This window comes from Pseudomonas sp. LJDD11, assembly GCF_024584215.1.
Classification (GTDB): domain Bacteria; phylum Pseudomonadota; class Gammaproteobacteria; order Pseudomonadales; family Pseudomonadaceae; genus Aquipseudomonas.
Genome location: NZ_JANJFL010000015.1, coordinates 17777 through 41723, shown reverse-complemented (window position 1 = coordinate 41723; position 23947 = coordinate 17777). Strand labels below are relative to the sequence as shown.

21 protein-coding genes are annotated in these 23947 nt (G+C 60.9%); 8 read left to right on the top strand and 13 right to left on the bottom strand.

Going from position 1 to position 23947, the window contains the following annotated elements; genetic code table 11:
* Positions 1 to 76 precede the first annotated feature (76 nt).
* From NRB16_RS17645 to NRB16_RS17635, 3 genes are read left to right on the top strand one after another with little or no spacing between them, the layout of a single operon-like run.
* The gene (locus NRB16_RS17645) at positions 77 to 1189 is read left to right on the top strand and encodes an efflux RND transporter periplasmic adaptor subunit (protein WP_257106576.1); all 1113 of its coding nucleotides are present in this window, start codon (positions 77 to 79) and stop codon (positions 1187 to 1189) included.
* Complete coding sequence (locus NRB16_RS17640) at positions 1186 to 2256, top strand: efflux RND transporter periplasmic adaptor subunit (protein ID WP_257106575.1); 1071 nt, start codon at positions 1186 to 1188, stop codon at positions 2254 to 2256. The genes NRB16_RS17645 and NRB16_RS17640 overlap by 4 nt, the downstream gene beginning before the upstream one ends.
* Entirely contained in the window at positions 2253 to 5330 is a 3078-nt protein-coding gene (locus NRB16_RS17635; RefSeq protein ID WP_257106574.1) for an efflux RND transporter permease subunit, read from the top strand. The genes NRB16_RS17640 and NRB16_RS17635 overlap by 4 nt, the downstream gene beginning before the upstream one ends.
* A gap of 31 nt (positions 5331 to 5361) precedes the next feature.
* Here NRB16_RS17635 and NRB16_RS17630 read toward each other — a convergent pair whose 3' ends face one another.
* The 8 genes from NRB16_RS17630 to NRB16_RS17595 form a co-directional block, all read right to left on the bottom strand.
* Complete coding sequence (locus NRB16_RS17630) at positions 5362 to 5847, bottom strand: hypothetical protein (RefSeq protein ID WP_253112035.1); 486 nt, start codon at positions 5845 to 5847, stop codon at positions 5362 to 5364.
* A gap of 52 nt (positions 5848 to 5899) precedes the next feature.
* A complete protein-coding gene (locus tag NRB16_RS17625; protein WP_257106573.1) occupies positions 5900 to 6361 on the bottom strand; it encodes a hypothetical protein in 462 nt (153 codons plus the stop codon).
* Between the two features lie 145 nt (positions 6362 to 6506).
* A complete protein-coding gene (locus NRB16_RS17620; RefSeq protein WP_253112039.1) occupies positions 6507 to 7133 on the bottom strand; it encodes a bifunctional 2-polyprenyl-6-hydroxyphenol methylase/3-demethylubiquinol 3-O-methyltransferase UbiG in 627 nt (208 codons plus the stop codon).
* 46 nt (positions 7134 to 7179) lie between these two features.
* Positions 7180 to 7908, bottom strand: a complete 729-nt coding sequence (locus tag NRB16_RS17615) for a hypothetical protein (RefSeq protein WP_045486149.1) — start codon at positions 7906 to 7908, stop codon at positions 7180 to 7182.
* A gap of 492 nt (positions 7909 to 8400) precedes the next feature.
* Complete coding sequence (gene tcyN, locus NRB16_RS17610; protein WP_257106572.1) at positions 8401 to 9144, bottom strand: L-cystine ABC transporter ATP-binding protein TcyN; 744 nt, start codon at positions 9142 to 9144, stop codon at positions 8401 to 8403.
* A 3-nt stretch (positions 9145 to 9147) separates the two neighbouring features.
* The gene (gene tcyL, locus NRB16_RS17605) at positions 9148 to 9816 is read right to left on the bottom strand and encodes a cystine ABC transporter permease (RefSeq protein ID WP_045486154.1); all 669 of its coding nucleotides are present in this window, start codon (positions 9814 to 9816) and stop codon (positions 9148 to 9150) included.
* A complete protein-coding gene (gene tcyJ, locus NRB16_RS17600; protein WP_045486157.1) occupies positions 9813 to 10610 on the bottom strand; it encodes a cystine ABC transporter substrate-binding protein in 798 nt (265 codons plus the stop codon). Before tcyJ ends, tcyL begins: the two co-directional genes overlap by 4 nt.
* A 218-nt stretch (positions 10611 to 10828) precedes the next feature.
* Complete coding sequence (locus NRB16_RS17595) at positions 10829 to 11827, bottom strand: D-cysteine desulfhydrase (RefSeq protein WP_045486160.1); 999 nt, start codon at positions 11825 to 11827, stop codon at positions 10829 to 10831.
* A 234-nt stretch (positions 11828 to 12061) separates the two neighbouring features.
* Between NRB16_RS17595 and epsC the strand changes: the two genes are divergently transcribed.
* The 4 genes from epsC (at position 12062) to NRB16_RS17575 (ending at position 16233) form a co-directional block, all read left to right on the top strand.
* On the top strand, positions 12062 to 13015 hold the full coding sequence (gene epsC, locus NRB16_RS17590) for a serine O-acetyltransferase EpsC (protein WP_253140777.1): 954 nt from the start codon (positions 12062 to 12064) through the stop codon (positions 13013 to 13015).
* 315 nt (positions 13016 to 13330) lie between these two features.
* Positions 13331 to 15325 (top strand): choline transporter BetT, encoded by a 1995-nt coding sequence (gene betT / locus NRB16_RS17585; protein WP_045486166.1) that lies wholly within the window; start codon positions 13331 to 13333, stop codon positions 15323 to 15325.
* A 378-nt stretch (positions 15326 to 15703) separates the two neighbouring features.
* Positions 15704 to 15937 carry a hypothetical protein gene (locus NRB16_RS17580; RefSeq protein WP_045486169.1) on the top strand — a complete coding sequence of 78 codons (234 nt, stop codon included), beginning with the start codon at positions 15704 to 15706 and terminating at the stop codon, positions 15935 to 15937.
* Positions 15934 to 16233 (top strand): cell division protein ZapA, encoded by a 300-nt coding sequence (locus NRB16_RS17575; protein WP_045486171.1) that lies wholly within the window; start codon positions 15934 to 15936, stop codon positions 16231 to 16233. The genes NRB16_RS17580 and NRB16_RS17575 overlap by 4 nt, the downstream gene beginning before the upstream one ends.
* 21 nt (positions 16234 to 16254) lie before the next feature.
* Here the strand turns inward: NRB16_RS17575 and NRB16_RS17570 are convergent, their stop codons facing one another.
* The gene (locus tag NRB16_RS17570; protein ID WP_045486173.1) at positions 16255 to 17298 is read right to left on the bottom strand and encodes a low specificity L-threonine aldolase; all 1044 of its coding nucleotides are present in this window, start codon (positions 17296 to 17298) and stop codon (positions 16255 to 16257) included.
* 94 nt (positions 17299 to 17392) lie between these two features.
* Here NRB16_RS17570 and NRB16_RS17565 point away from each other — a divergent pair, with 94 nt between their 5' ends.
* Positions 17393 to 18133 (top strand): TraX family protein, encoded by a 741-nt coding sequence (locus NRB16_RS17565; RefSeq protein WP_253112052.1) that lies wholly within the window; start codon positions 17393 to 17395, stop codon positions 18131 to 18133.
* A 351-nt stretch (positions 18134 to 18484) separates the two neighbouring features.
* Here NRB16_RS17565 and eutC read toward each other — a convergent pair whose 3' ends face one another.
* The 4 genes from eutC to NRB16_RS17545 form a co-directional block, all read right to left on the bottom strand.
* A complete protein-coding gene (gene eutC / locus NRB16_RS17560) occupies positions 18485 to 19306 on the bottom strand; it encodes an ethanolamine ammonia-lyase subunit EutC (RefSeq protein WP_257106571.1) in 822 nt (273 codons plus the stop codon).
* A 9-nt stretch (positions 19307 to 19315) separates the two neighbouring features.
* Positions 19316 to 20710, bottom strand: a complete 1395-nt coding sequence (locus NRB16_RS17555; protein WP_045486179.1) for an ethanolamine ammonia-lyase subunit EutB — start codon at positions 20708 to 20710, stop codon at positions 19316 to 19318.
* Between the two features lie 48 nt (positions 20711 to 20758).
* A complete protein-coding gene (eat, locus tag NRB16_RS17550) occupies positions 20759 to 22207 on the bottom strand; it encodes an ethanolamine permease (RefSeq protein WP_045486181.1) in 1449 nt (482 codons plus the stop codon).
* Positions 22208 to 22272: 65 nt separating this feature from the next.
* Entirely contained in the window at positions 22273 to 23793 is a 1521-nt protein-coding gene (locus NRB16_RS17545; protein WP_257106570.1) for an aldehyde dehydrogenase family protein, read from the bottom strand.
* Positions 23794 to 23947: the final 154 nt, after the last annotated feature.

Here is a 23947-nt window from a genome sequence, read left to right as displayed (position 1 = left end):
GCTTGTCCCCCGCAGTCGCATATTCACATCACTCAATGACTCTCCATTTCAGATCTGCATCCACCAAGGAGCCTGCATGCCTGTTGTCCCTGCAAGACTGCTTTGGGTGCCTCTGGCTGCGGCCTTGCTGTTGGCCGGTTGCGGCGAAAAGCCGCCCGAGCAGCCCAAGCTGCCGCGGGTCTATGTTCAGCAAGTGCAGGCCGAGAATTTCGCCGCCAGCGTGGCGCTGACCGGCGATATTCAGGCACGCATTCAGACACCGCTGTCGTTCCGGGTAGGCGGCAAGATCATCGAACGTTACGTCGATGTGGGCGCGCGGGTCAGCGCCCGTCAGGTGTTGGCCCGTCTCGACCCCAAGGATTTGCAGGTCAATGTCGATTCAGCCCAGGCTGCGGTGGTGGCCGAGCAGGCGCGGGTGACCCAGGCCAAGGCTGCGTTCTGGCGTCAGCAGCAGTTGCTGCCCAAAGGCTACACCAGCCAGAGCGAGTTCGATGCTGCCCAGGCGCAATTGCGTGGCAGTGAAAGCGCACTCAAGGCCGCTCAGGCGCAACTGGCCAACGCTCGTGAGCAACTGAGCTACACGGCATTGGTGGCTGATGCGCCAGGGGTGATCACTGCGCGGCAGGCCGAAGTGGGCCAGGTGGTGTCGGCCACCCAGCCAATTTTTGAGCTGGCCGGCGATGGTGGGCGCGACGCGGTGTTCAACGTTTATGAGTCGCTGTTCGTCGAGCCACCGGGCGATCAGCCGGTGCAGGTCAGCCTGCTCGATAACCCGCAGCTCAACGTCATGGGCAAGGTGCGCGAGGTGACGCCAGCGGTCTCGGCGCAGACTGGCACGTTGCAGGTGAAAATCGCGCTGCAGCCGCTGCCTGAGGGCATGAGCCTCGGTTCGGTAGTCAGTGTCGCGCTCAGCCCGCCGGCCCGGCCGCGGGTCGAGTTGCCCTGGGCGGCATTGACCAAGAATATCGGCCAGGACATTGGCCAGCCGGCGGTGTGGGTGGTCGATGAGCAGGGCAAGGCGCACCTGCGCACGGTCAAGGTGGCGCGTTACCTGACCGGCAAGGTCATGATCGATGACGGTTTGCAGCCCGGTGAAAAGGTCGTGACCGCCGGTGGGCAATTGCTGCACCCGGATATCGAGGTGGAAATCGCCGAGCACAAAACCTCAGCCGCCGGAGCACAGCCATGAAGCGCAGTGTCTTGATCCTGACCAGCGCCGTGCTGCTGGCCGCCTGTGGCAACGATGACCCGCCGCCAGAGCCGGTGCGGCCGGTGGTTTGGGTAAAGGCCCAGGCCGAGTCGCAACAGGACTTCGGGCGCTTTGCCGGCAACATTCAAGCGCGTTATCAGAGTGTGCTGGGCTTCCGGGTGCCGGGGCGCATCGCCCAGCGCGCGGTGGATGTCGGCGCCGAGGTCCGCAAGGGCCAGTTGCTGGCACGCCTGGACCCCACCGATCAACAGAACACTTTGCGTAACCGCGAGAGCGATCAGGCCAGGGTCGAGGCGCAGTTCATCAATGCCCAGGCCAATGCCCGCCGTCAGCAGACGCTGTTTGATCGTGGGGTCGGCGCCCAGGCGCAACTGGATATCGCCCTGACTGACCTCAAGACCAGCCGCTCGTCGCTGGACCAGGCCCGTGCGGCGGCGCAGCAGGCCCGCGATCAATTGAGCTACAGCGAACTGCGCAGTGATCATGAGGCGGTGGTGACTGAGTGGAAAGTCGAAGCCGGGCAGGTGGTCAGCGCCGGCCAGGAGGTGGTCACCCTGGCCCGGCCGGATATCAAGGAAGCGGTGATCGACCTGCCGGCCGAACTGCTCGATCAGTTGCCAGCGGACGTGCAGTTCAATGTCGCCAGCCAGCTTGATCCGAGTGTCAGCACCACGGCCAGCCTGCGTGAAGTCGAACCACAGCCGGACGCCTCGACCCGCACCCGCCGGGCACGCCTGACCCTGGCCGAACAGCCGGCGGCGTTGCGCCTGGGCACGGCGATCAGCGTCACCCTGAGCTCGGCAGTGGTCCCGCGCGTACGCCTGCCGCTCAATGCCTTGCAAGAACAGGCGGGCCAGAGCCGGGTATGGGTGGTCGATGCCGCCAGCCAGACCGTCAACCCCAGGCCGGTCACCGTCATCAGCCGCACCGCTGAGAGCTTTTTGCTGAGCGAGGGCGTCAAGCCCGGCGAACAGGTGGTAACCGCAGGTATCAACAGCCTCAAGCCGGGGCAGAACGTCAAAATCGATAAGGACAGCCCGCGATGAAAGGCGGTTTCAATCTCTCCGAGTGGGCCATCAAGCATCAGTCGTTCGTCTGGTACCTGATGTTCGTCGGCCTGCTGATGGGCGTGTTCTCCTACATGAACCTGGGCCGCGAAGAAGACCCGTCGTTCACCATCAAGACCATGGTCATCCAGACCCGCTGGCCCGGCGCTACGGTGGATGAAACGCTCAATCAGGTGACCGATCGGATCGAGAAAAAGCTCGAAGAGCTGGACTCGCTGGATTATGTGAAGAGCTACACCCGGCCGGGTGAGTCCACGATCATGGTGTTTCTGCGTGACACCACCAGTGCCGCGGCGATTCCAGAGATCTGGTATCAGGTGCGCAAAAAAGTCGATGACATTCGCGGCGAGTTTCCGCAGGGCTTGCAAGGGCCGGTGTTCAATGACGAGTTCGGTGATGTCTACGGCTCGATCTACGCCTTTACTGCCGACGGGTTCAGCATGCGTCAGCTGCGCGATTACGTGGAGCAAGTGCGCGCCGAGATTCGTGAGGTCGACGGGCTGGGCAAGGTCGAGATGATCGGCCAGCAGGACGAAGTGATTTATCTGAATTTCTCGACCCGCAAGCTGGCCGCGCTGGGGCTGGATCAGCGCCAGGTGATACAGAGCCTGCAGTCACAGAACGCGGTCACCCCGGCCGGGGTAATCGAAGCCGGTCCCGAGCGGATCTCGGTGCGCACCTCCGGCCAGTTTGCCTCGGAGAAAGACCTGGCGGCGGTCAATCTGCGCCTTAACGATCGTTTCTACCGGCTCAGCGATATTGCTGATATCGAGCGCGGGTTTACCGACCCGCCTGCGCCGCTGTTTCGTTACAACGGCCAGCCGGCCATCGGCCTGGCGATTGCGATGAAAGATGGCGGCAATATCCAGCAATTTGGTCAGGCCCTGCATGCGCGGATGGATCAGGCCACCGCCAACCTGCCGGTGGGGGTCGGGGTGCATAAGGTCTCCGATCAGGCCGAGGTGGTGGACAAGGCGGTGGGCGGCTTTACCAGTGCGCTGTTCGAGGCGGTGATCATCGTCATGGTAGTCAGCTTCGTCAGCCTCGGCATTCGTGCAGGTCTGGTGGTGGCCTGCTCGATCCCGCTGGTGCTGGCCATGGTCTTCGTGTTCATGGAGTACAGCGGCATCACCATGCAGCGCATTTCGCTCGGTGCCCTGATCATCGCCCTGGGCCTGTTGGTGGACGATGCGATGATCACCGTGGAGATGATGGTCACCCGTCTGGAGCAAGGCAAAAGCAAGGAGGAGGCGGCGACCTATGCCTATACCTCGACAGCCTTTCCAATGCTCACCGGCACGCTGGTCACTGTGGCCGGATTCGTGCCGATTGGCCTGAACAACAGTTCCGCCGGCGAGTACACCTTTACCCTGTTTGCAGTCATCGCCGTAGCCATGCTGGTGTCCTGGATCGTCGCGGTGCTGTTCGCGCCGGTGATCGGTGTGCACATTCTCAGCAGCAAGGTGAAAAAGGGCAGTGAAGAGCCTGGGCGGATCGGCCGGGCGTTGAACGCCAGCATGCTGTGGTCGATGCGCCATCGCTGGCTGGCGATCGGCTTTACCATCCTGCTGTTTGCCCTGGCGCTGTTTTCCATGCGCTTTGTCCAGAACCAGTTCTTCCCGGCCTCGGACCGGCCGGAAATCCTCGTTGATCTGAACCTGCCGCAAAGTGCCTCGATCAATGAGACGCGCCAGGTGGTTGATCGCCTGGAAGCAACCCTCAAAGACGACCCGGACATCACCCGCTGGAGCACTTACATCGGCCAGGGCGCGCTGCGCTTCTATCTGCCGCTGGACCAGCAATTGCAAAACCCTTTCTATGCCCAGTTGGTGATTGTCAGCAAGGATCTGGAGGCTCGTGGTGCATTGACCGAGCGCCTGCGTCAGCGCTTGCGTGAAGACTTCGTCGGCATCGGCTCGTTCGTCCAGCCGCTGGAAATGGGCCCGCCGGTGGGGCGGCCGTTGCAGTACCGGATCAGCGGCCCGGATATCGACAAGGTACGCCAGCATGCCATCGAGCTGGCGGCGTTGCTGGATAACAACAGTCATGTGGGTGAGGTGGTGTTCGACTGGAACGAACCGGGCAAGGTGCTGCGCATTGATATCAACCAGGACAAGGCGCGGCAACTGGGCTTGTCGTCCGAGGACGTGGCGTCGGTGATGAACAGCGTGGTCAGCGGTTCGACCATCACGCAGGTGCGGGACGATATTTATCTGCTCAATGTGGTGGGGCGCGCCGAAGATGCCGAGCGCGGTAGCCCTGAAACTTTGCAGAACCTGCAGATCGTCACCCCGCAGGGCACCTCGATCCCGCTACTGGCCTTCGCCACGGTGGGCTATGAACTGGAGCAACCCTTGGTGTGGCGCCGCGACCGCAAACCGACCATCACGGTCAAAGGTGCCGTGCGTGACGAAATCCAGCCCACCGACCTGGTGGCCCAGTTGAAGCCCGCGATAGACAAATTCACCCAAGGCTTGCCCAGCGGCTATAAGGTCGCCACCGGCGGCACGGTTGAAGAGAGCAGCAAGGCGCAAGGGCCGATTGCTCAGGTGTTGCCGCTGATGCTGTTCCTGATGGCGACCTTCCTGATGATCCAGTTGCATAGCGTGCAGAAGATGTTTCTGGTCGCCAGCGTGGCGCCGCTGGGGCTGATTGGCGTGGTACTGGCGCTGGTCCCCACCGGCACGCCGTTGGGCTTTGTCGCGATCCTCGGGGTGCTGGCGCTAGTGGGTATCATCATCCGCAACTCGGTGATTCTGGTGACCCAGATCGATGCTTACGAACGCGCCGGCTACCTGCCGTGGGATGCCGTGGTCGAAGCGACCGAGCACCGCCGTCGTCCAATTCTACTGACGGCGGCGGCGGCCAGCCTGGGCATGATCCCGATTGCCCGTGAGGTGTTCTGGGGCCCGATGGCCTACGCCATGATCGGCGGGATCGTGGTGGCGACCTTGCTGACCCTGCTGTTTCTGCCGGCACTGTATGTCGCGTGGTACCGGATCAAGGAGCCGACTGAGGAGCAACGGCATCAGGCACCGGTGAGGGCGACTTGAGCGATGCCGTCGGCTCAGGCCGCCATGGCCGTTACACAGGCTCGATCCACAGTTCAATCGCCGTAAGGTTCAGGGCCCTGCCGGGATTGAGGACTTCGTTGGAAAAGGTGATGGTCAGGTCGCCGTCCGCAGGTGAAAAACGCAGGGTGGAATCATGCTGCAGCGGGAACAGGACTTCGTTGTTGATGACGATGTCGACTTCTTCTTTGGTGCGGGCGTTTTCCACTTTCACCCTGAGGTAGGTACTGGGGGTTGGGTGGCTGGCCGAGGCCCAGAGTGCATAGTGGATGGTGAAGGGTTGGGCGGTGCCGATGACAACTGTCTGGCTGAGTGCTTCGCGGTTGTACAGTGGCAGAGAGTATTTACCGCCCTGCCAGTAAACCGGCAGCGATTGCGCATTGGTTTGCCAATACTCGGTTGAGGCCAGCCCGTCGTCGTCGGCGAAGTGGCTGTTTTTGATCAGGTTTACTTTATCGTTGGCGCACGGCGTCACCGCCTGGATGGTGGATACGGTCATTGTTTTTATCCTTGAATGATTCGGTGATGTGGCGAGTCGTAGCGGGCTTGGCTCAAGCGCTCAGGTACGTCGCCCAGAGTTTGAAGCCGGTGATATGTACCGCCGTCCTTTTGCCTTGGTCAGGCAGCGGGATCAGGTCGGAGAAAGTGATGCCCAGGTAACCGTCGTTCGAAACGATCGGCTGGACATCTTCATGACTGTACGTTTGCCACTCGGTATTGCGAACCATGGTGATATGGCTCGGGTGGTCAGACGCCGCATAGAAACCGGTGGTGATCGCCGCGCCGTCGTTACCTGAGTCGGCAATGAGTTTTGCAGTGAACTCCCACGTTACGGTGAAGGGCGCGTCTCGTCTTACCGGGATATTCTGTTGCAAGTGGTCGCCGGTTTTCAGCAGTACGCTATACAGGCGGCCTTTGTAATTTGGCAGTTCAGGTGTTTGCGGGTAATAGGTGCTAAACCAGTGTTCGAAGTTCTGGTCGATAAAATAGCCATTCTGGATAAGGTCGTTCACGATCGCTCCCTTGATCGAAGTGTGCATGGATAAAGAGAGGGTCCTTCCTCTCTTGGTGTGCCTTGTCTTCAGGCATGAATGGACGTAATAGAACTTGAGCGCTTTTGTCAAAAGGTTTGACGATCAATTACCCACGTTACATGAATCAACCACGCCGCCACACACTGGCCAGCCAGGGCTGTTGGTCCCTGGGCAGCCCGGCTGGGCGGTAGTAGTGTTCGAGTTCGATAAAACCTGCGTCAATCAGCAGTGCCTGCCAGGCCGACAAGTCGTGATAAGACCCGTAGCGCGGACCGTTCCAGCCTTCCTGGTTCTGGCCACGGGGGTTGGAACTGAACAGCACGCCACCGGGCTTGAGTGTGGCGTGCAGTTGGCGCAGTACGCGGGGCAGTTCCTGACGTGGCACGTGGAAGAGCGAGGCGTTGGCGAAGATGCCGTCGAACCGGTTGGCGGGCAGGTCCAGCGCCAGGAAGTCCTGATGCCATACCTCGCAGCCTGTATCGGTGCGGGCCATTTCAGCAAAGCGCTGGCTGCCATCGAGCCCGGTCGGATGATGACCCAGAGCGCTAAACACCTTCAGGTCCCTGCCCGGGCCGCAACCGAAGTCGAGAATCTGCAAGGGCGCTGATGCATCGAGGTGGCGCAGCAGGGCCTCGATGTTCTGGCTGACGTCATGGTCACGGGTGCCCTCGCGAAAGCTCTCGGCTGATTGGTCATAGTGAGCCAGCGTGTTGCGGGTGATCTGTTGCAGGGTGCCGGAGTCGAGCTTCATCGATGGTATCCAGTGCGGGTATTCAAATTAATACGCTGGCGAGCCGTCACTCAAGCGTCCGGCCAGCATAGGGCACCCAGATTTCCCGTACGGGTGCCCACGACGAATTGTTGCCTACCCGGTCGATGATGCAATAAGTCGCTGGAAGTGTCTGCCCGCCACCGGCCTCGGAAATCAGCGCCGACGGCACCACGAACTCTACGGCGTCGCCGACTTCGTCAGGCTGCAACGGCGGCAGGTCCATGCGCAGGTCACCCCAGCTCAAGGTGATCTCGTCGTGTGGTGCCATGTTCGGATAAGGCTCGATGATCAACGGCAGGCCGTCGTGCAGGTGGCGGCTGTTGAGGCCGCGGCGCTCCACCGAGGCCGGCAGTGCCAGTGGCGCCAGCCCCTGGTTTTCCTCCTGGTCGATGTCCATCAGCGTGCCGCCCGGTGCGTCGAGCTTGACCCACACTTTGCGGCATACCGATGACATGGGTGAACCGCCGACTTTCATGACCCGATAACTGGCCCTGGCCTTGCCGTTGTGCAGGAAGCTTTCCGGTACACGCAGCGCCACAGGCTGGTCGAGATCCTGGCAGGTGAGAATCTTCGACGCGACGTAGCAGTCATTCCAGTACAGCTCGATCAGATCACCGGTGTCCATGTCTGGATAAACCGGCACCTCGATCATCAGACTCGAGGCCTGGCGAATGCCAATGCCATGGCGGCAGGTATGGGGAATGTCCGGAGCGGGGAGTTTAGGCGCAGCCTTCGTGCAGTAGGTATGGCTCATATCCAGATACTCGTGTGTTCAAGTCATAAAGCCAGACAGTGGGTAATGAACGGCAAAGGCGAAGTGCGTTATTCGCCCGCGCTGGCTAATCGATATTCATTGGTTAAGTTGTCTTGAATAAAGGATGAATCCCGGCCGTTGATAATTGGCAGCTGGGTGAAAATTAGTGATTTCAGCTAATTGGCTTTATGGCTTGCTGTCAACAGTGGCTAACTTGCTAAATGCTGTTTTTTAAAGAATCAGAAAGATCCTACAGGAGGCGCGCAGGATTATTACTGGCAGGTTAAGTGGGGTCTGACCTGTTCAGGTAATACTAGGAAGCTGGCACTTTAGTCTGTAGGAGCCGCTTTAGCGGCGAAATCTTCGCGGCTAAAACCATTGCTGCTCGATCAAGCACTTCATTTCTTGTGGGAGCTACCAAGGTAGCTCCCACCGGGGACATGAAGCACTTAACTGAATAGTGTGGCGGTTAAAACGCAGGTGGGGGCAGGATCAAAAACGGCTGCGTTCAAGAAACTGCCGTGTCCGCTCCTGCTGCGGGTTGGCAAACAGTGCCTTGGCTTCGCCCTGTTCGACGATCACGCCCTTGTCGATGAAGATCACCCGGTTGGCAACATCCCGGGCAAAGCTCATCTCGTGGGTGACGATGACCATGGTGCGGTTTTCTTCGGCCAGAGCGCGAATGGTGCTGAGCACCTCGCCGACCAGCTCCGGATCCAGCGCCGAGGTCGGTTCATCGAACAGGATCACCTGCGGCTCCATGGCCAACGCCCGGGCAATCGCTACCCGTTGCTGCTGACCGCCGGACAGCCGCTTGGGGTAGGCGTCTTCCTTGCCGCTCAGGCCAACCTTGGCCAGCAACTGACGGGCCAGGGCAATGGCTTTTTCTTTCGCCACTTTCTTGACCACCACCGGCCCTTCAATGATGTTCTCCAGCGCCGTGCGGTGCGGGAACAGGTTGAAGTTCTGGAACACGAAACCGACCTGTTGCCGCAACTGGCGGATCAGGCCTTGCTGCTGGCTCAACGGCCGGTTGCCATCGATACGGATATCGCCGATCTGCAAGGAGCCGCCCGAAGGTTCTTCGAGCAGATTCAGGCAGCGCAGCAAGGTGGTTTTGCCCGAGCCGCTGGGGCCGATGATCGCCACCACCTCACCGGCCTTGATACGCAGATCAATGCCTTTGAGTACCTCATTGCCCTTGAACTGCTTGGTGAGCCCTTTTATTTCAATCATGGCTCAAGACTCCAGATCATGGCGGTTGACCCGGGCTTCCAGGCGGTTCTGCAGGTGTGAAAGCACAGTGGCCAGCACCCAGTAGATCAGCGCGGCGGCCAGGTACATGGTGAAGATCTCAAAGGTGCGGGCGGTAATCAGTTGCGCCTGGCGGAACAGCTCCGGCACCTGGATGGTGGCGGCCAGCGCGGTGTCCTTGACCAGTGAGATGAAACTGTTGCCCAGGGGCGGCAGAGCGGTACGCGCAGCCTGGGGCAGGATCGCCCGGCGCATGGTCTGCCAGCGGGTCATGCCGATACTGGCTGCCGCTTCCCATTGCCCGCGGTCCACGGCGCCGATCGCCGCACGCAGAATCTCACAGGCGTAGGCCGCCATGTTCAGCGAGAAACCGATCAGCGCGGCCGGCAACGGGTCCAGTTCCACACCCAGTTGCGGCAGGCCGTAATAGATCATGAACAGCTGCACCAGCAGCGGCGTGCCGCGAAAGAACGACACGTAGATGCGGGCGATCCAGCTCACCGGCTTGATGCGCGACAGACGCATCAAGGCCAATGCAAAGCCCAGTATCAGTCCGAAGAACATACCACCCAGGCTGAGTACGATCGTGTAATACGCGCCTTTGAGCAGAAAAGGCGCGGATTCGAGCGCGAGATTCAGGCTCTCTTCAATCATTTAGTCACGTCAGCCCCGAAGTACTTCTCGGACAGCTTGGCCAGGGTGCCGTCAGCGCGCAGTTTATCCAGCGCCTTGTCGATGGCTTCATGCAACTCGGGCTCGCCTTTGCGCAGCGCGACACCGGCTTCCTGACGCGAGAAAGGCTCACCGGCGACTGCCAGGGTGTCTTTGGTCTTGGCGATCAGCTCCAGGGCTGCCAGGCGGTCGACCAGAATGGCGTCGATGCGGCCGACACGCAGGTCCTGGTATTTGGTCGGGTCATCGTCGTAGGTCTTGACCACGGCGCCCGGTACATTGCTCTTGAGCCATTGCTCGTAGTTGGTACCCAGGCCGACGCCGATTTTCTTGCCGACCAGATCCTGGGCGGTCTTGATGCTGCCTTCGTCCTTCTTCTGGGTCAGCGCCTGGATACCGGATACGGTGTAGGGCTTGGAGAAATCGTATTTTTTCTTGCGCTCTTCCGAGATGGTCACCTGATTGACGACTACGTCCAGACGCTTGGATTCCAGTGCGGCGAGGATGCCATCCCACTTGGTTGGCTGGATCTTGGCCTTGACGCCCAACTCTTTGGCCAGCGCCTCGGAGAGCTCGACCTCGAAGCCGCTGAGCTTGCCGTTGTTATCCACAAAACTGAACGGTGGATAAGTGCCTTCCAGGCCCACGTTCAGGGTGCCGCTGTCCTTGATTTTCTGCAGTTGTTCGCCGGCCATGGCCTGGCTGGCCAGACCTGTGCCAAGCGCCAGGCTCAGGGCCGAGAGGAGGAGGGTACGGCGGATAGCGGAAATGTTCATGCAAGCCCCTTGTTTGAATGCGATACAAGACAGGAATCAGACGCTGCCCTGGCTGCCGAAGTGCCGGAAAACACCAGGGTTTTACGGCAGCTTGGCAGTGGAGCATGTCTGTTGGAGCGCGACTATAAGAGGTGTGCCTTATAGTTAAAAATAATTAATTATTGGCTTTATATTCTTTTTTGTTTTTTCACTGCCTGTGCCGCTCTGGCACACGGCATTCAGCTTGCGAACTGGTCAGCATAGGCAAACAGTGCCGGTGCGCCACCGGTATGCAGGAAGATGATCGGGCCATCGTCGAAGCGCTGACGACCGATACCGTCAAGCAGGCCGGCCATAGCCTTGCCAGTGTAAACCGGATCCAGCAGCAGGCCTTCCTGGCTGGCGACCAGTTTGATCGCTGCCAGCGTGCCGGCATTGGGTTCGCCGTAACGAGGAGCGTAGTACTCATCCCACAAGTTGACCTTGAAACGCTCCGGCAAGGCCACGCCAAGCAGTTCGGCGGTGCGTTCAGCCAGCCCCTGAACCTTGGGTAATTGCGCCTCTTCGCTGCGTGACACCGTGACGCCAATCACCGGCAGGTCAGGATGGCTGTCAGCCAAAGCCAGGGCCAGGCCGCTGTGGGTGCCGGCACTGCCAGAGGCGGTGACGACCGCAGCGAAGGTCTCGCCGGTCTGTTCGATTTGCTCGGCCAATTCGAACCCGGCGCGCACATAACCCAGTGCACCGACCGGGCTGGAGCCACCGATAGGCACCAGATAGGGCTTTTTGCCGCTGGCATGCAGGCGCACCGCTAACGCTTGCAGCAGCTCATCGGCGTTGTCGAGGCTCTCTACCAGTTCGACCTTGGCATCGAACAGCTCCAGCAGCAGGCGATTGCCGTTCTTCAGGTAATTGGGGTCTTCGCTGCCGATAGGGTTTTCCAGCAGTGCGACGCAGCCCAGGCCCAGGCGGGCGGCGAGGGCAGCGGTCTGGCGGACATGGTTGGACTGGATGGCGCCGGCGGTGATCAGCGTGTCAGCACCCTTGGCCAGTGCATCGGCGGCCAGGTACTCAAGCTTGCGCACCTTGTTGCCGCCCAGAGCAAGGGTGGTGGTGTCGTCGCGCTTGATATAAAGGTCGCGGCCGACCCAGGCTGACAGGCGTTCGAGCTTTTCCAGAGGTGTCGGGGCGCCGATCAGGTCCAGGCGCTTGAAACGGTCGAGCTGTTTTTTGAGCATGGGGCTATGGGTATCCCTTTGGACATTCTTGAGGGCGTTCATGGCCCGGCGGTATGGCAAGATCAGTGACTATATGCAGACGATTCCTGCACGGCAACAGGCGTGCTCTTATGCCTTGGACGCTTATTTCCTACAGAAATTGATATTTTTTCAACTCTGGCATTTGCCGTAGAGTGGAAGGCGAGGCCGCCACCCAAGGGTGGCTGTCACCCGTGATCAGCAGGAGAGTTCAGCGTGAGCGAGATTCCAAAAGGGACTGCCGAGGGCCGCGTCAGTCACTGGCAGTTGCAGCACATCGTCGGTCAGTTGCGTGAGGCACGGGATGACTGGCGCACCCGTAACCGGCGGGTCAGCGGTGAACATGGCGGTCGTGAACTGCCGTCGCGGGCGGCCATGGGTGAAATCCTCGAAGCCTTGGCCGGTGCACTGTTCCCGATGCGCCTGGGCCCGGTGGACCTGCGTGAAGAGAGCGAAGACTTCTACGTCGGTCATACCCTGGATGTGGCGTTGAATGCCTTGCTGGCGCAAACCCGCCTTGAACTGCGTTATGTGGCCCATCAGCAGGGGCGGAGCGTCGAGGGCATCGACCAGCAGGCACTGCAACTGATTCAGGACTTGGCCCTGGCCCTGCCGGGCATTCGTCGCCTGCTGGACACCGATGTGCTGGCGGCCTATCAGGGTGACCCGGCAGCGCGCAGCGTCGATGAAGTCTTGCTCTGCTATCCGGGTATTCTGGCGATTATCCACCATCGTCTGGCGCACCATCTGTACCGCGCCGGCTTGCCGTTGCTGGCGCGTATCAGTGCTGAAATTGCCCACTCGGCCACCGGCATTGATATCCACCCTGGTGCGCAGATTGGCCCGAGTTTCTTCATCGACCACGGCACCGGTGTGGTGATCGGTGAAACCGCGATTATCGGTGAGCGAGTGCGTATTTATCAGGCAGTGACCCTCGGCGCCAAGCGCTTCCCGGCCGACGAGAACGGTAACCTGCACAAAGGCGAATGCCGCCACCCGATTGTCGAGGACGACGTGGTGATCTACGCCGGCGCGACCATTCTGGGGCGCATCACCATCGGCAAGGGCTCGACCATCGGCGGTAACGTCTGGCTGACCCGCAGCGTCCCGGCCGGCAGCAACCTGACCCAGGCCAACCTGCTGCACAACGACGACGGCACCCAAAAGTAACGGTTTTATGGGGGCACGTAGGAGCTGCCGGGCGGCGATCCGCTTTAGCAGCGAAAAGCTTCGCGGATAAATCCGCTCCTACAAGATTGTTTGTTCTGCCCCGTCGTTACGGAACGATTGGTTTATTTCTCACGTCCTACCCCTGATCCGAGCGAAGTCCTGCGGCAGCGATTGGTCATTTACTGGCCAATCGTGTTTAAATTGAACGTTCAGTCAATTTAGAACGGTGGTTCGCTGCCCGCTCACATCAGGAGGCCAACCCTTGCATTACCCTCGTCTTGTCCCTGTTTTACGGGCTCTGGAGGCGCATCCAGTATGAATGTCTCCCACCCCGCCGCCAGCAGCCAGGTGCGCATGAATGCGCCGGTTTTCTATTTCGCGGCAAGCTTCATTCTGGTGTTCGGCATTGTCGTCATCAGCTTTCCCGAAGCCGCCGGCCAATGGCTGCTTGCAGCGCAGAACTGGGCGGCCAATACGGTCGGCTGGTACTACATGCTGGTCATGACGCTGTATCTGGTCTTCGTGGTGGTCACCGCCTTATCCGGCTACGGCCGGATCAAACTCGGTGCCGACCACGACGAACCCGAATTCAGCTACCTGTCCTGGGCCGGCATGCTGTTCGCCGCCGGGATCAGCATCACGCTGTTTTTCTTTTGCGTTTCCGAACCGCTTACCCACATGTTGCAGCCGCCGCAAGGCGAAGCCGGTACCGCTGACGCGGCGCGCCAGGGCATGCAGTTGCTATTTTTGCACTGGGGCTTGCATGGCTGGGGCGTGTTCGCCTTTGTCGGCATGGCACTGGCTTACTTCGCTTATCGGCACAACCTGCCGCTGGCCTTGCGCTCGGCGTTGTATCCGCTGATCGGCAAGCGCATCAACGGCCCGATCGGCTACGCCGTCGACGGCTTCGGCATCATCGCCACCATCTTCGGTCTGGGCGCCGACATGGGCTTTGGCGTGCTGCATCTGAACTCCGGTCTGGATTATCTGTTTGGCGTGGCCCATACCCATTGGGTTCAGGTCATGTTGATTAGCGCAATGATGGGCGCGGCCATTCTGGTCGCGGTATCCGGGGTAGAGAAGGGCGTGCGGGTCATGTCCGACATCAACATGCTGCTGGCCTGCGCGCTGTTGCTGTTCGTGCTGTTCGCAGGTCCCACCCAGCACTTGCTCAATACCCTGGTGCAGAACGTCGGTGATTATCTGGGCGCCTTGCCGGTCAAGAGTTTCGACGTCTATGCCTACCAGCAGGCTGATGGCTGGCTGGGTGGCTGGACCGTGTTCTACTGGGCCTGGTGGATTGCCTGGGCGCCGTTCGTGGGTCTGTTCATTGCACGGATTTCCCGCGGCCGCACCATTCGTGAATTCGTCTTCGGCGTACTGTTCATCCCGTTGGGTTTCACCCTGGCGTGGATGTCGATCTTCGGTAACAGCGCCATCCATCAGGTGCTGGAATACGGCATGACTGCGCTCGGCCAGTCGGCCATCGACGACCCGTCGATGACCCTGTACCTGCTGCTGGAAACTTACCCCTGGAGCAAAACGGTGATCGCCGTGACGGTGTTCATCAGCTTCGTGTTCTTTGTCACCTCGGCAGACTCCGGCACTGTGGTGCTCTCTACCCTGTCGGCCAAAGGCGGCAGCGCCGACGAAGACGGCCCGAAGTGGCTGCGGGTGTTCTGGGGGGCGGCTACTGCGCTGATCACCAGCGGCCTGCTGTTTTCCGGCAGCATCGATGCGCTGAAATCGGCGGTGGTGCTCACCTCGTTGCCGTTCTCGCTGATTCTGTTGCTGATGATGTGGGGGCTGCATAAGGCCTTCTACCTGGAGTCGCAGCGTCAGTTGGCCCAGCTCTACTCGCTGGCACCGGCTTCGGGCGCGCGCCGTGGCGGCTGGCGCCAGCGCTTGAGCCAAGCGGTGCATTACCCGTCACGCGATGAGGTATACCGTTTTCTCGATCAGGTGGTACGACCGGCGATTGACGAGGTTACCGCTGTTTTCGTCGAAAAAGGCCTGAGCGTGACTCAGGTGCCCGACCCGGCCAATGACCTGGTGACGCTGGAAATCGGCCATGGTGAAGAGCGGCCGTTTATCTATCAGGTACAGATGAAGGGTTTCTTCACGCCATCGTTCGCCCGTGGCGGGATGGGCTCCAAGCAACTCAATAACCGCCGCTACTACCGCGCCGAGGTGCATCTGAGCGAGGGCAGTCAGGATTACGATCTGGTGGGCTACACCAAAGAGCAGGTCATCAATGACGTGCTCGACCAGTACGAGCGGCATATGCAGTTCCTGCATCTGGTGCGCTAGCTCTTGAGCGTCTGGCCATGCCTTTGCCCTGGGGCATGGCCAGACTCAGCCCTATGGACCTGATTGCTGGCGCCAGCAAAATATTGCTTGTGAGTTTTGTCCGCTGGTGGCAAATTCCCATCGCCAAAACCTTGGCGTCATCAAGGTGGCGCTTGTGCCGTTGCCTGGTAACGGCTACCAGCCGCTTTGCAGGCAGTCAGGCTGCCGATCCGACGAGCCGCAGGAACCGGATGGACAGAACCCGGTCCTATTTACCCTGCAAATGAAAGTTTCATCTTCGATTTGTGGAAGAGGGCCGATTTGCGGGCCTCAACGCTGGCATGCGCAGGGACTTTTCTTTATCGTGTGCGCCCCGTAAAACTTGTTCGAGTATTCAGAATGTTGGAAGCGTCTCTCAGTCAGTTGGAACAACTTGTCAGTGATCTGGTTCAGCAGAACCAGCAACTGCAAGACACCAATACCCAACTGCGTACCGAACTGGCGCAGGCCAGGGAAGAAAACGACAGCCTGCAACTGAGCCTGCTGGAGCATGAGGAGAAGCAGGGCAGCACCGCTGCGCGCATCCAGGCTCTGGTTGACCGCGCTACCAGCGCCAGTGCCGTGAACGCATGAGCCAAGACAACGGCGTGACCGTGCTCTCGATCCTGGGCAATGACTACTCGGTCAAGGCCCCGGCGGGAGAGGAGCAGACTCTGCTGCAGGCCGCCGCGATGCTCAATACCTCGCTGGCCGAGACCAAGCGTTCCTATCCGACGCTGATCGGCGACCGCTTGCTGGTATTGGCAGCCCTTAACCTGTGTTCCCGGCACATCCAGCTCGAAAAGCAGCACAAGGCCGAGCTTGCGCGCTATCAGGAACAGGTCGAGGCCACTGTGCACACGATTTCCCGGACGCTCGCGCAGAGCTGATCCGGGAGCGTGGCAGCAGGCTCAAGCAGCCTGCATCACCCGGCGGATGTCCGCCGCCAGTTGGCGAACGCGATCCTGCTCGGTGTCCCACGAGCACATGAAGCGTGCGCCGCCTTTGCCGATGAAGGTATAGAAGCGCCAGCCCAGACCGGTCAGTGCGGCAATCGCCGGCTCAGAGAGCTGCAGGAATACGCCGTTGGCCTGCACCGGGAACATCAGTTCGACCCCAGGTACATCCTTGACCAGTTCCGCCAGTAACTGCGCGCACTGGTTCGCGTGCGCGGCGTGGCGCAACCAGGCGTCGTTTTCCAGCAGCCCGACCCACGGCGCCGAAAGATAGCGCATTTTCGACGCCAGTTGCCCCGCCTGCTTGCAACGGTAGTCAAAGTCTTCTGCCAGCTCGCGGTTGAAAAACAGAATCGCCTCACCGACCGCCATGCCGTTTTTGGTGCCGCCAAAACACAGCACATCCACGCCTGCTTTCCAGGTCAGCTCCGCCGGCGTGCAGCCCAGATGCGCGCAGGCGTTGGAGAAGCGTGCGCCATCCATATGCAGGTGCAGGTTGAGTTCTTTGCAGGTGGCGCTGATCGCCTTGAGCTCTTCGGGTTGATAGACCGTGCCGATTTCCGTGGCCTGGGTAATGGTCACCACGCGTGGCTTGGGGTAGTGGATATCCTGGCGCTTGAGGGCGATCTCGCGGATGGCCTCAGGGGTCAGCTTGCCCGCGGTAGTCGGGGCGACCAGCAATTTCGAGCCATTGGAGAAAAACTCCGGTGCGCCGCATTCGTCTGTCTCAACGTGGGCGGTTTCCGAACAAATCACGCTGTGGTAACTCTGGCACAGTGCCGAGAGCGCCAGGGAGTTGGCTGCGGTGCCGTTGAAGGCGAAGAACACTTCGCAGTCGGTTTCGAACAGACGGCGGAAACCATCGGCGGCGCGTGCCGTCCATTGATCGTCGCCATAAGCGCGTTGATGTCCCTGGTTCGCCTGTTCCATGGCTGCCCAGGCTTCAGGGCAGATACCGGAATAGTTGTCACTGGCGAACTGTTGGCTCTGGTCGGTCATGGCGGTTCCTTATTATGCGAAGGTGCTGTGTTGGCCTGCCTTTTGAGCGGGCCGGGCACCTGTTTTCATGGATGGTCATACATTAGAGAGACTCATGGATCTTTCCAACCCGCCATTTCTGCCCAAACGAGACCGCGCGCTGGATTTGCTCAAATGGCTGGCGATGTTGAGCATGTTGCTCGACCATTTGCGCTACGTGGGGCTGGCGCTGGATGTGCTTTACGTACCGGGGCGGCTGGCGTTTGCCTGGTTCTGCCTGGCCATTGCGGCCAATCTGGCGCGGCGCAGCGCCGCCGAAATCGGTCCGCGGGTGCGCTGGCGTTATTTGGGCTGGATGGTTGCCTTCAGCGCACTGTCCGAACTGCCGTACCGGCTGTTCATGCCCGACGCCCAGACCCTTAACGTCATGCCGACCCTGTTGCTGGGGCTGTTGGTTGCCCAGGGCTGGCGCCAGCGTATGGTTGCGACCCGCTCGATGGCTTTCGCTGCTGTACTGCTGGGGGCGTTGTTGCAGCAACACCTGATGTTCGGCTTCGCCGGGGTGATGCTGCCGCTGGTGATGCTGATGGTCTTGCAGCGGCCCAAATGGCTGGCGCTGTTTCCGGCCGTACTGTGCGTGATCGCCAACGCCTGGCAAGACATGCTTGCCGGGATCGGCTGGGGTGATCCGGTATCGATCGGTGCCTTGCTGGTATGCCTGTTGGCGCCATTGGCGGGGCTGGCCGTGCTGGGCAGCAAGCCCGGCTTCAAGGTCTGGCCGATGCGTCGTTGGGCTTATGCCATCTACCCGGCGCACTTTGTGCTGTTGTGGGGGATACGCCAGATACTTGAGTAAGGATCACGGTTAAAGACAATACTGTTCGGATAACCGCCGCATGCCTTTGTAGGAGCGACCTTGGTCGCGAAGAGGCCGGTAAAGTCACAGCAGATGTAGTGTTTTCACTGGCCTCTTCGCGAGCAGAGCTCGCTCCCACCGGGGCACACAGTACCTAAGTGAACAGTATTGCGGTTAAAGACAATACTGTTCAGATAAGCACTGCATGCCTTTGTAGGAGCGACCTTGGTCGCGAAGAGGCCGGTAAAGTCAAAGCATCTGCTGCGAATGTACCGCCGTCTTCGCGAGCAACCGGAACGCCGGCCGGCTGCTCCTACCGGGGCATACAGTACCTAAGTGGGCAGTATTACTTTAAAGAGTCTCCGGGCTGCCATCGCTCAGCAGAAAATTCCCCGGCCCGCTGTTATCCAGCGTCGGGACTTGGGCTTCGTCTTTGAGGTCCACCCCCGACAACTGCCGCCGGCACGCCTCGCGCATCAGGTACATCAGGCGGAAGGCGGCCATGCCGTAGCTCAGGCCTTCGAGCCGGACATTGGAGATGCAGTTGCGGTAAGCGTCGTTCAGGCCGACCTTCGGCCCCCAGGTGAAGTACAGCCCCAGGCTGTCCGGTGAGCTGAGCCCCGGTCGTTCGCCGATCAGAATCACGCTCATCTTCGCGCCCAGGCGTTGGCCCACTTCGTCGGCCACTGCGACCCGGCCCTGTTGCACCAGCGTGATGGGCGCCAGCGACCAGCCTTCCTCCCGCACTGTCTCCAACAGGCGTTCAAGAAATGGCAGGCTATGGCGTTGCACAGCCAGGGACGACAAACCATCGGCGATCACGATCGCCAGGTCATAGCCTGTGCCTTGTTGCGCGGCATATTCGTCCAGCACGGCAGCCGACTCTTCGTTCAGGCGCCGCCCCAGGTCCGGGCGCTGCAGGTAGGTGTGGCGGTCGGCGGCGGCGCTGTGCACCAGCAGAGTTTCGAGCTGGCGTTGTTGCAGTTCGGCGCTCAGCCCGGCGTGATCGAAAGGCAGATGCACCGCGTCACGGGCCTGGGCGTGGGCGAACTGGAAGTCCAGTTGCGCGGCAGTGGGCAGGCTGGTGCCGGCCCGGCCCAGGGCAATGCGCGCCGGGGTCAACTGGCGCAGTTGCTGCCAGGGATTGGCAGTGGCGGGGGATTTATCAGACATGGCGACCTCTCAAGCCAGTTGTGCCAGGGCCTGGCGAAACGCTGGCGGCAGTTCGTCGCCCATGCGCAATTGTCCGCCCTGTTGCTGGAAGATACCCATGCGCGCCAGCCACGCCTCGAACTCCGGCGCGGCGTGCAGGCCCAGCACTTTGCGTGCATACAACGCATCGTGGAACGAGGTGGTCTGGTAGTTGAGCATCACGTCATCAGAGCCTGGAATCCCCATGATGAAGTTGATGCCCGCTGCGCCCAGCAGGGTCAGCAGCACGTCCATATCGTCCTGATCGGCCTCGGCATGGTTGGTGTAGCAGATGTCACAGCCCATGGGCACGCCCAGCAGCTTGCCGCAGAAGTGGTCTTCCAGCCCGGCGCGGATGATCTGCTTGCCGTTGTACAGGTACTCCGGGCCGATGAAGCCGACCACGGTGTTGACCAGAAACGGATTGAAATGCCGCGCCACACCATAGGCGCGGGTCTCGCAGGTCTGCTGGTCGACGCCGTGGTGGGCGTTGGCCGACAACGCACTGCCCTGGCCGGTTTCGAAGTACATCAGGTTGTTGCCCAGAGTGCCGCGCTTGAGGCTCAAGCCGGCCTCGTAGCCTTCCTGGAGAATCTTCAGGCTGACCCCGAAGCTGGCGTTGGCCGCCTCGGTGCCGGCGATGGACTGGAACACCAGGTCCAGCGGCGCGCCGCGCTCGATGGCGGCGATCGAGCTGGTGACGTGGGTCAGCACGCAAGACTGGGTGGGAATCTGGTAGCGCTGGATGATTGCGTCGAGCATCTCCAGCAAGGTGCAGATCGAGCTCATGCTGTCGGTGGCCGGGTTGATGCCAATCATGGCGTCGCCGTTGCCGTACAGCAGGCCGTCGACGATGCTCGCGGCAATGCCGGCCGGATCGTCGGTGGGGTGGTTGGGCTGCAGGCGGGTAGACATCCGGCCGCGCAGGCCCTGGGTGTTGCGAAAGCGGGTTTCGACACGGGTTTTTTGCGCGACCAGCACCAGGTCCTGGATGCGCATGATCTTCGACACCGCAGCGGCCATTTCCGGAGTCAGGCCCGGCGCCAGGGCTTTGAGGCTGGTTTCGTTAGCCTGTTCGCTGAGCAGCCAGTCGCGCAGCCCGCCAACGGTCAGATGGCTGACCGGGGCAAAGGCCAACGCGTCGTGGCTGTCGATGATCAGCCGGGTCACTTCGTCGCGCTCGTAAGGGATCACCACTTCCTGCAAGAAGTGCTTGAGTGGCACATCGGCCAGGGCCATCTGCGCTGCGGCGCGTTCGGCGTCATTCTGCGCCGCGACTTCAGCCAGATAGTCTCCGGAACGGGCCGGGCTGGCCTTGGCCAGCAGCTCGCGCAGGCTGTCGAAGTGCCAGGTCATGTGGGCGATGGTGTGGGTAAATCCGGCCATGAATCATTTCTCCTGTGGCGGCCGCTTTTCAGCGGCCGCTGCAAGGGGTTAACGCAGTGACTGTTCGGCCGCCTGAATCGCCGCGAACTCTTCTTCCGGGGTGCCTGACACCAGATGGTGGCGGCTGTACAGGGCGAAGTAGGCAATCAACAGAGCGTAGATGACGGCCGCGCCGATCACGACCCGTGGATCAACCAGGAAGCCCGCCACCAGCGCCACTGCTGCCAGCACCAGAGCCACGCCCGAAGTCAGTATGCCGCCAGGGGTACGGTACGGCCGCGGCATGTCAGGACGGCGAACGCGCAAGGTGATGTGGGCGGCCATCATCAGTACATACGACAGCGTGGCGCCGAAAACCGCGACCAGAATCAGCAGGTCGCCCTGGCCGCTCAGCGACAGGCCAAAACCGATGATGCCCGGTACGATCAGGGCCATGACCGGCGCTTTGTTGCGGTTGGTCAGCGACAGCCCGCGTGGCAGGTAGCCTGCACGAGACAAGGCAAAGATCTGCCGCGAGTAGGCATAGATGATCGAGAAGAAGCTGGCGATCAGACCGGCCAGGCCGACCAGGTTGACGAACTGGCTCATCCAGGTCGAGCCGCCATAGACCTTGACCAGCGATTCGACCAGCGGGTTGCCGGAGGCCACCAGCGCCTGGGCGCCGGCTGCGCCAGGGCCGACCAGCAGGATCAACCCGGCGAAGGCCAGCAGCACCAGCATGGCGCCGATCAGTCCGCGCGGCAGATCACGCTTGGGATCCTTGGTTTCTTCGGCGGCCAGTGGCACCCCTTCTACCGCCAGGAAGAACCAGATGGCATAGGGCAGGGCGGCCCAGATACCGATATAGCCGAACGGCAGGAAGCTGCTCGCGCCCTTGGCCTCGGTGGCCGGAATGTCGAACAGGTTGGCGAGCTGGAAGTGCGGGACCATTGCGATGATGTACACCGCCAGGGCGATGGCCGCCACGGCGGTGATGGCGAACATCAGCTTCAGGGCTTCACCGGCACCGAGAATGTGAATGCCGATGAACACCACATAGAACACCAGGTAGATCACCCAGCCGCCGATGCCGAACAGCGACTCGCAATAAGCGCCGATAAAGCAGGCAATGGCGGCCGGGGCGATGGCGTACTCGATGAGGATTGCAGTGCCGGTCAGAAACCCGCCCCAAGGGCCGAATGCCGTGCGGGTAAAACCGTAGCCGCCACCGGCGGTGGGGATCATCGAGGACAACTCGGCCAGCGAGAAGCACATGCACAGGTACATGGTCGCCATCAGCAAGGTGGCGATGAACATACCGCCCCAGCCCCCCTGGGCCAGGCCGAAGTTCCAGCCGGCATAGTCGCCGGAAATCACATAGGCAACGCCCAGGCCGATCAGCAGCACCCAGCCGGCCGCACCTTGCTTGAGCTGGCGGTTGGCGAAATAGTCGGCACTGACGGCTTCGGTTTCCACACCGCCGTGCGAGGGCGGTGTGGAGAGGGTTTCTTTGGACATGTCAGAACTCCTTCACGCACCCGCCGCCCGGCGGCGGGGCGTTGTCGTGTTGGGCTTGTGGCAGATCAAAAGAACCCCAGCGGGTTGATGTCGTAGCTGATCAGCAGGTTTTTGGTCTGCTGGTAGTGGTCGAGCATCATCTTGTGGGTTTCACGCCCGACCCCGGACTTTTTATAGCCGCCAAATGCAGCATGCGCCGGGTACAGGTGATAGCAGTTGGTCCACACGCGGCCGGCCTTGATGCCCCGGCCCATGCGGTAGGCGCGATTGATATCGCGGGTCCAGACCCCGGCGCCGAGACCGAACTCGGTGTCGTTGGCAAGCGCCAGGGCTTCGGCTTCGTCCTTGAAGGTGGTCACGCCGACCACCGGGCCGAAAATCTCTTCCTGGAACACGCGCATGCTGTTGCTGCCCTTGAGCAGGGTCGGCTGGATGTAATAACCGCTGGCCAGGTCACCCTCCAGCTTCTCGACCGCGCCGCCTGCGAGCAGCTCGGCACCTTCCTGTTGGGCGATGTCCAGATAGCCAAGGATCTTGTCGTACTGTTGCTGCGAGGCCTGGGCGCCGACCATGGTGTCGGTGTCCAGCGGGTTGCCGCGCTTGATGGCTTTGATCTTCTTCAGCACCTGTTCCATGAACGGTTCGAAGATCGACTCCTGCACCAGGGCGCGGGAAGGGCAGGTACAGACTTCGCCCTGATTGAAGAACGCCAGCACCAGGCCTTCGGCGGCTTTTTCGATGAACGCAGGCTCTGCATTCATGATGTCTTCGAAGAAGATGTTCGGCGACTTGCCGCCCAGCTCCACGGTGCTCGGGATGATATTGGTGGCCGCGCATTTCATGATGTGCGAGCCCACCGGAGTCGAACCGGTGAAGGCGATCTTGGCGATGCGGGTGCTGGTGGCCAGGGCTTCGCCGGCTTCCCGGCCATAGCCCTGAACGATATTCAGCACACCCGGCGGCAGCAGGTCACCGACCAGTTCGGCGAACACGGTGATCGACAACGGGGTTTGTTCGGCCGGTTTGAGCACCACGCAATTGCCTGCGGCCAACGCCGGGGCGAGTTTCCAGGCGGCCATCAGCAGCGGGAAGTTCCACGGGATGATCTGGCCGACCACGCCCAGCGGTTCATGGAAATGGTAGGCGGCGGTGTGCTCGTTGATTTCGGCGCTGCTGCCTTCCTGGGCGCGGATGCAGCCGGCGAAGTAGCGAAAGTGGTCAGCGGCCAGCGGCACATCGGCATTGAGGGTTTCGCGCACCGCCTTGCCGTTGTCCCAGGTCTCGGCCACGGCCAGTTGTTCAAGGTTGGCCTCGATGCGGTCGGCGATCTTGAGCAGGATCAGCGAGCGGTCCTGTACCGAGGTCTTGCCCCAGGCTTGGGCTGCGGCGTGGGCGGCATCCAGCGCCTTGTTGATATCGGCGCTGTCGGAGCGTGGAAACTCACCAATCAGCGAGCCGTCTACCGGGCTGGTGTTGCTGAAGTACTGGCCGCCCAATGGCGCGGTGAATTCACCACCAATGTAATTGGCATAGCGCGGCTTGAGCGTGATAACGGCGCCTGGTGTACCGGGTTTGGCGTAGATCATGCGAATTCTCCGATGCGGCTTTTTGTTGTTGTACGAACGGGCAGTTCAGACAGGTCTGGGCCAATCATGAGTCGCTTTCATGTTCTCGACTTGACCTTGAGCTTGGCTGGCTGTCGTCCAGGGTCAAGTTTTCAGGGTATGCGTCGGCGGTGTC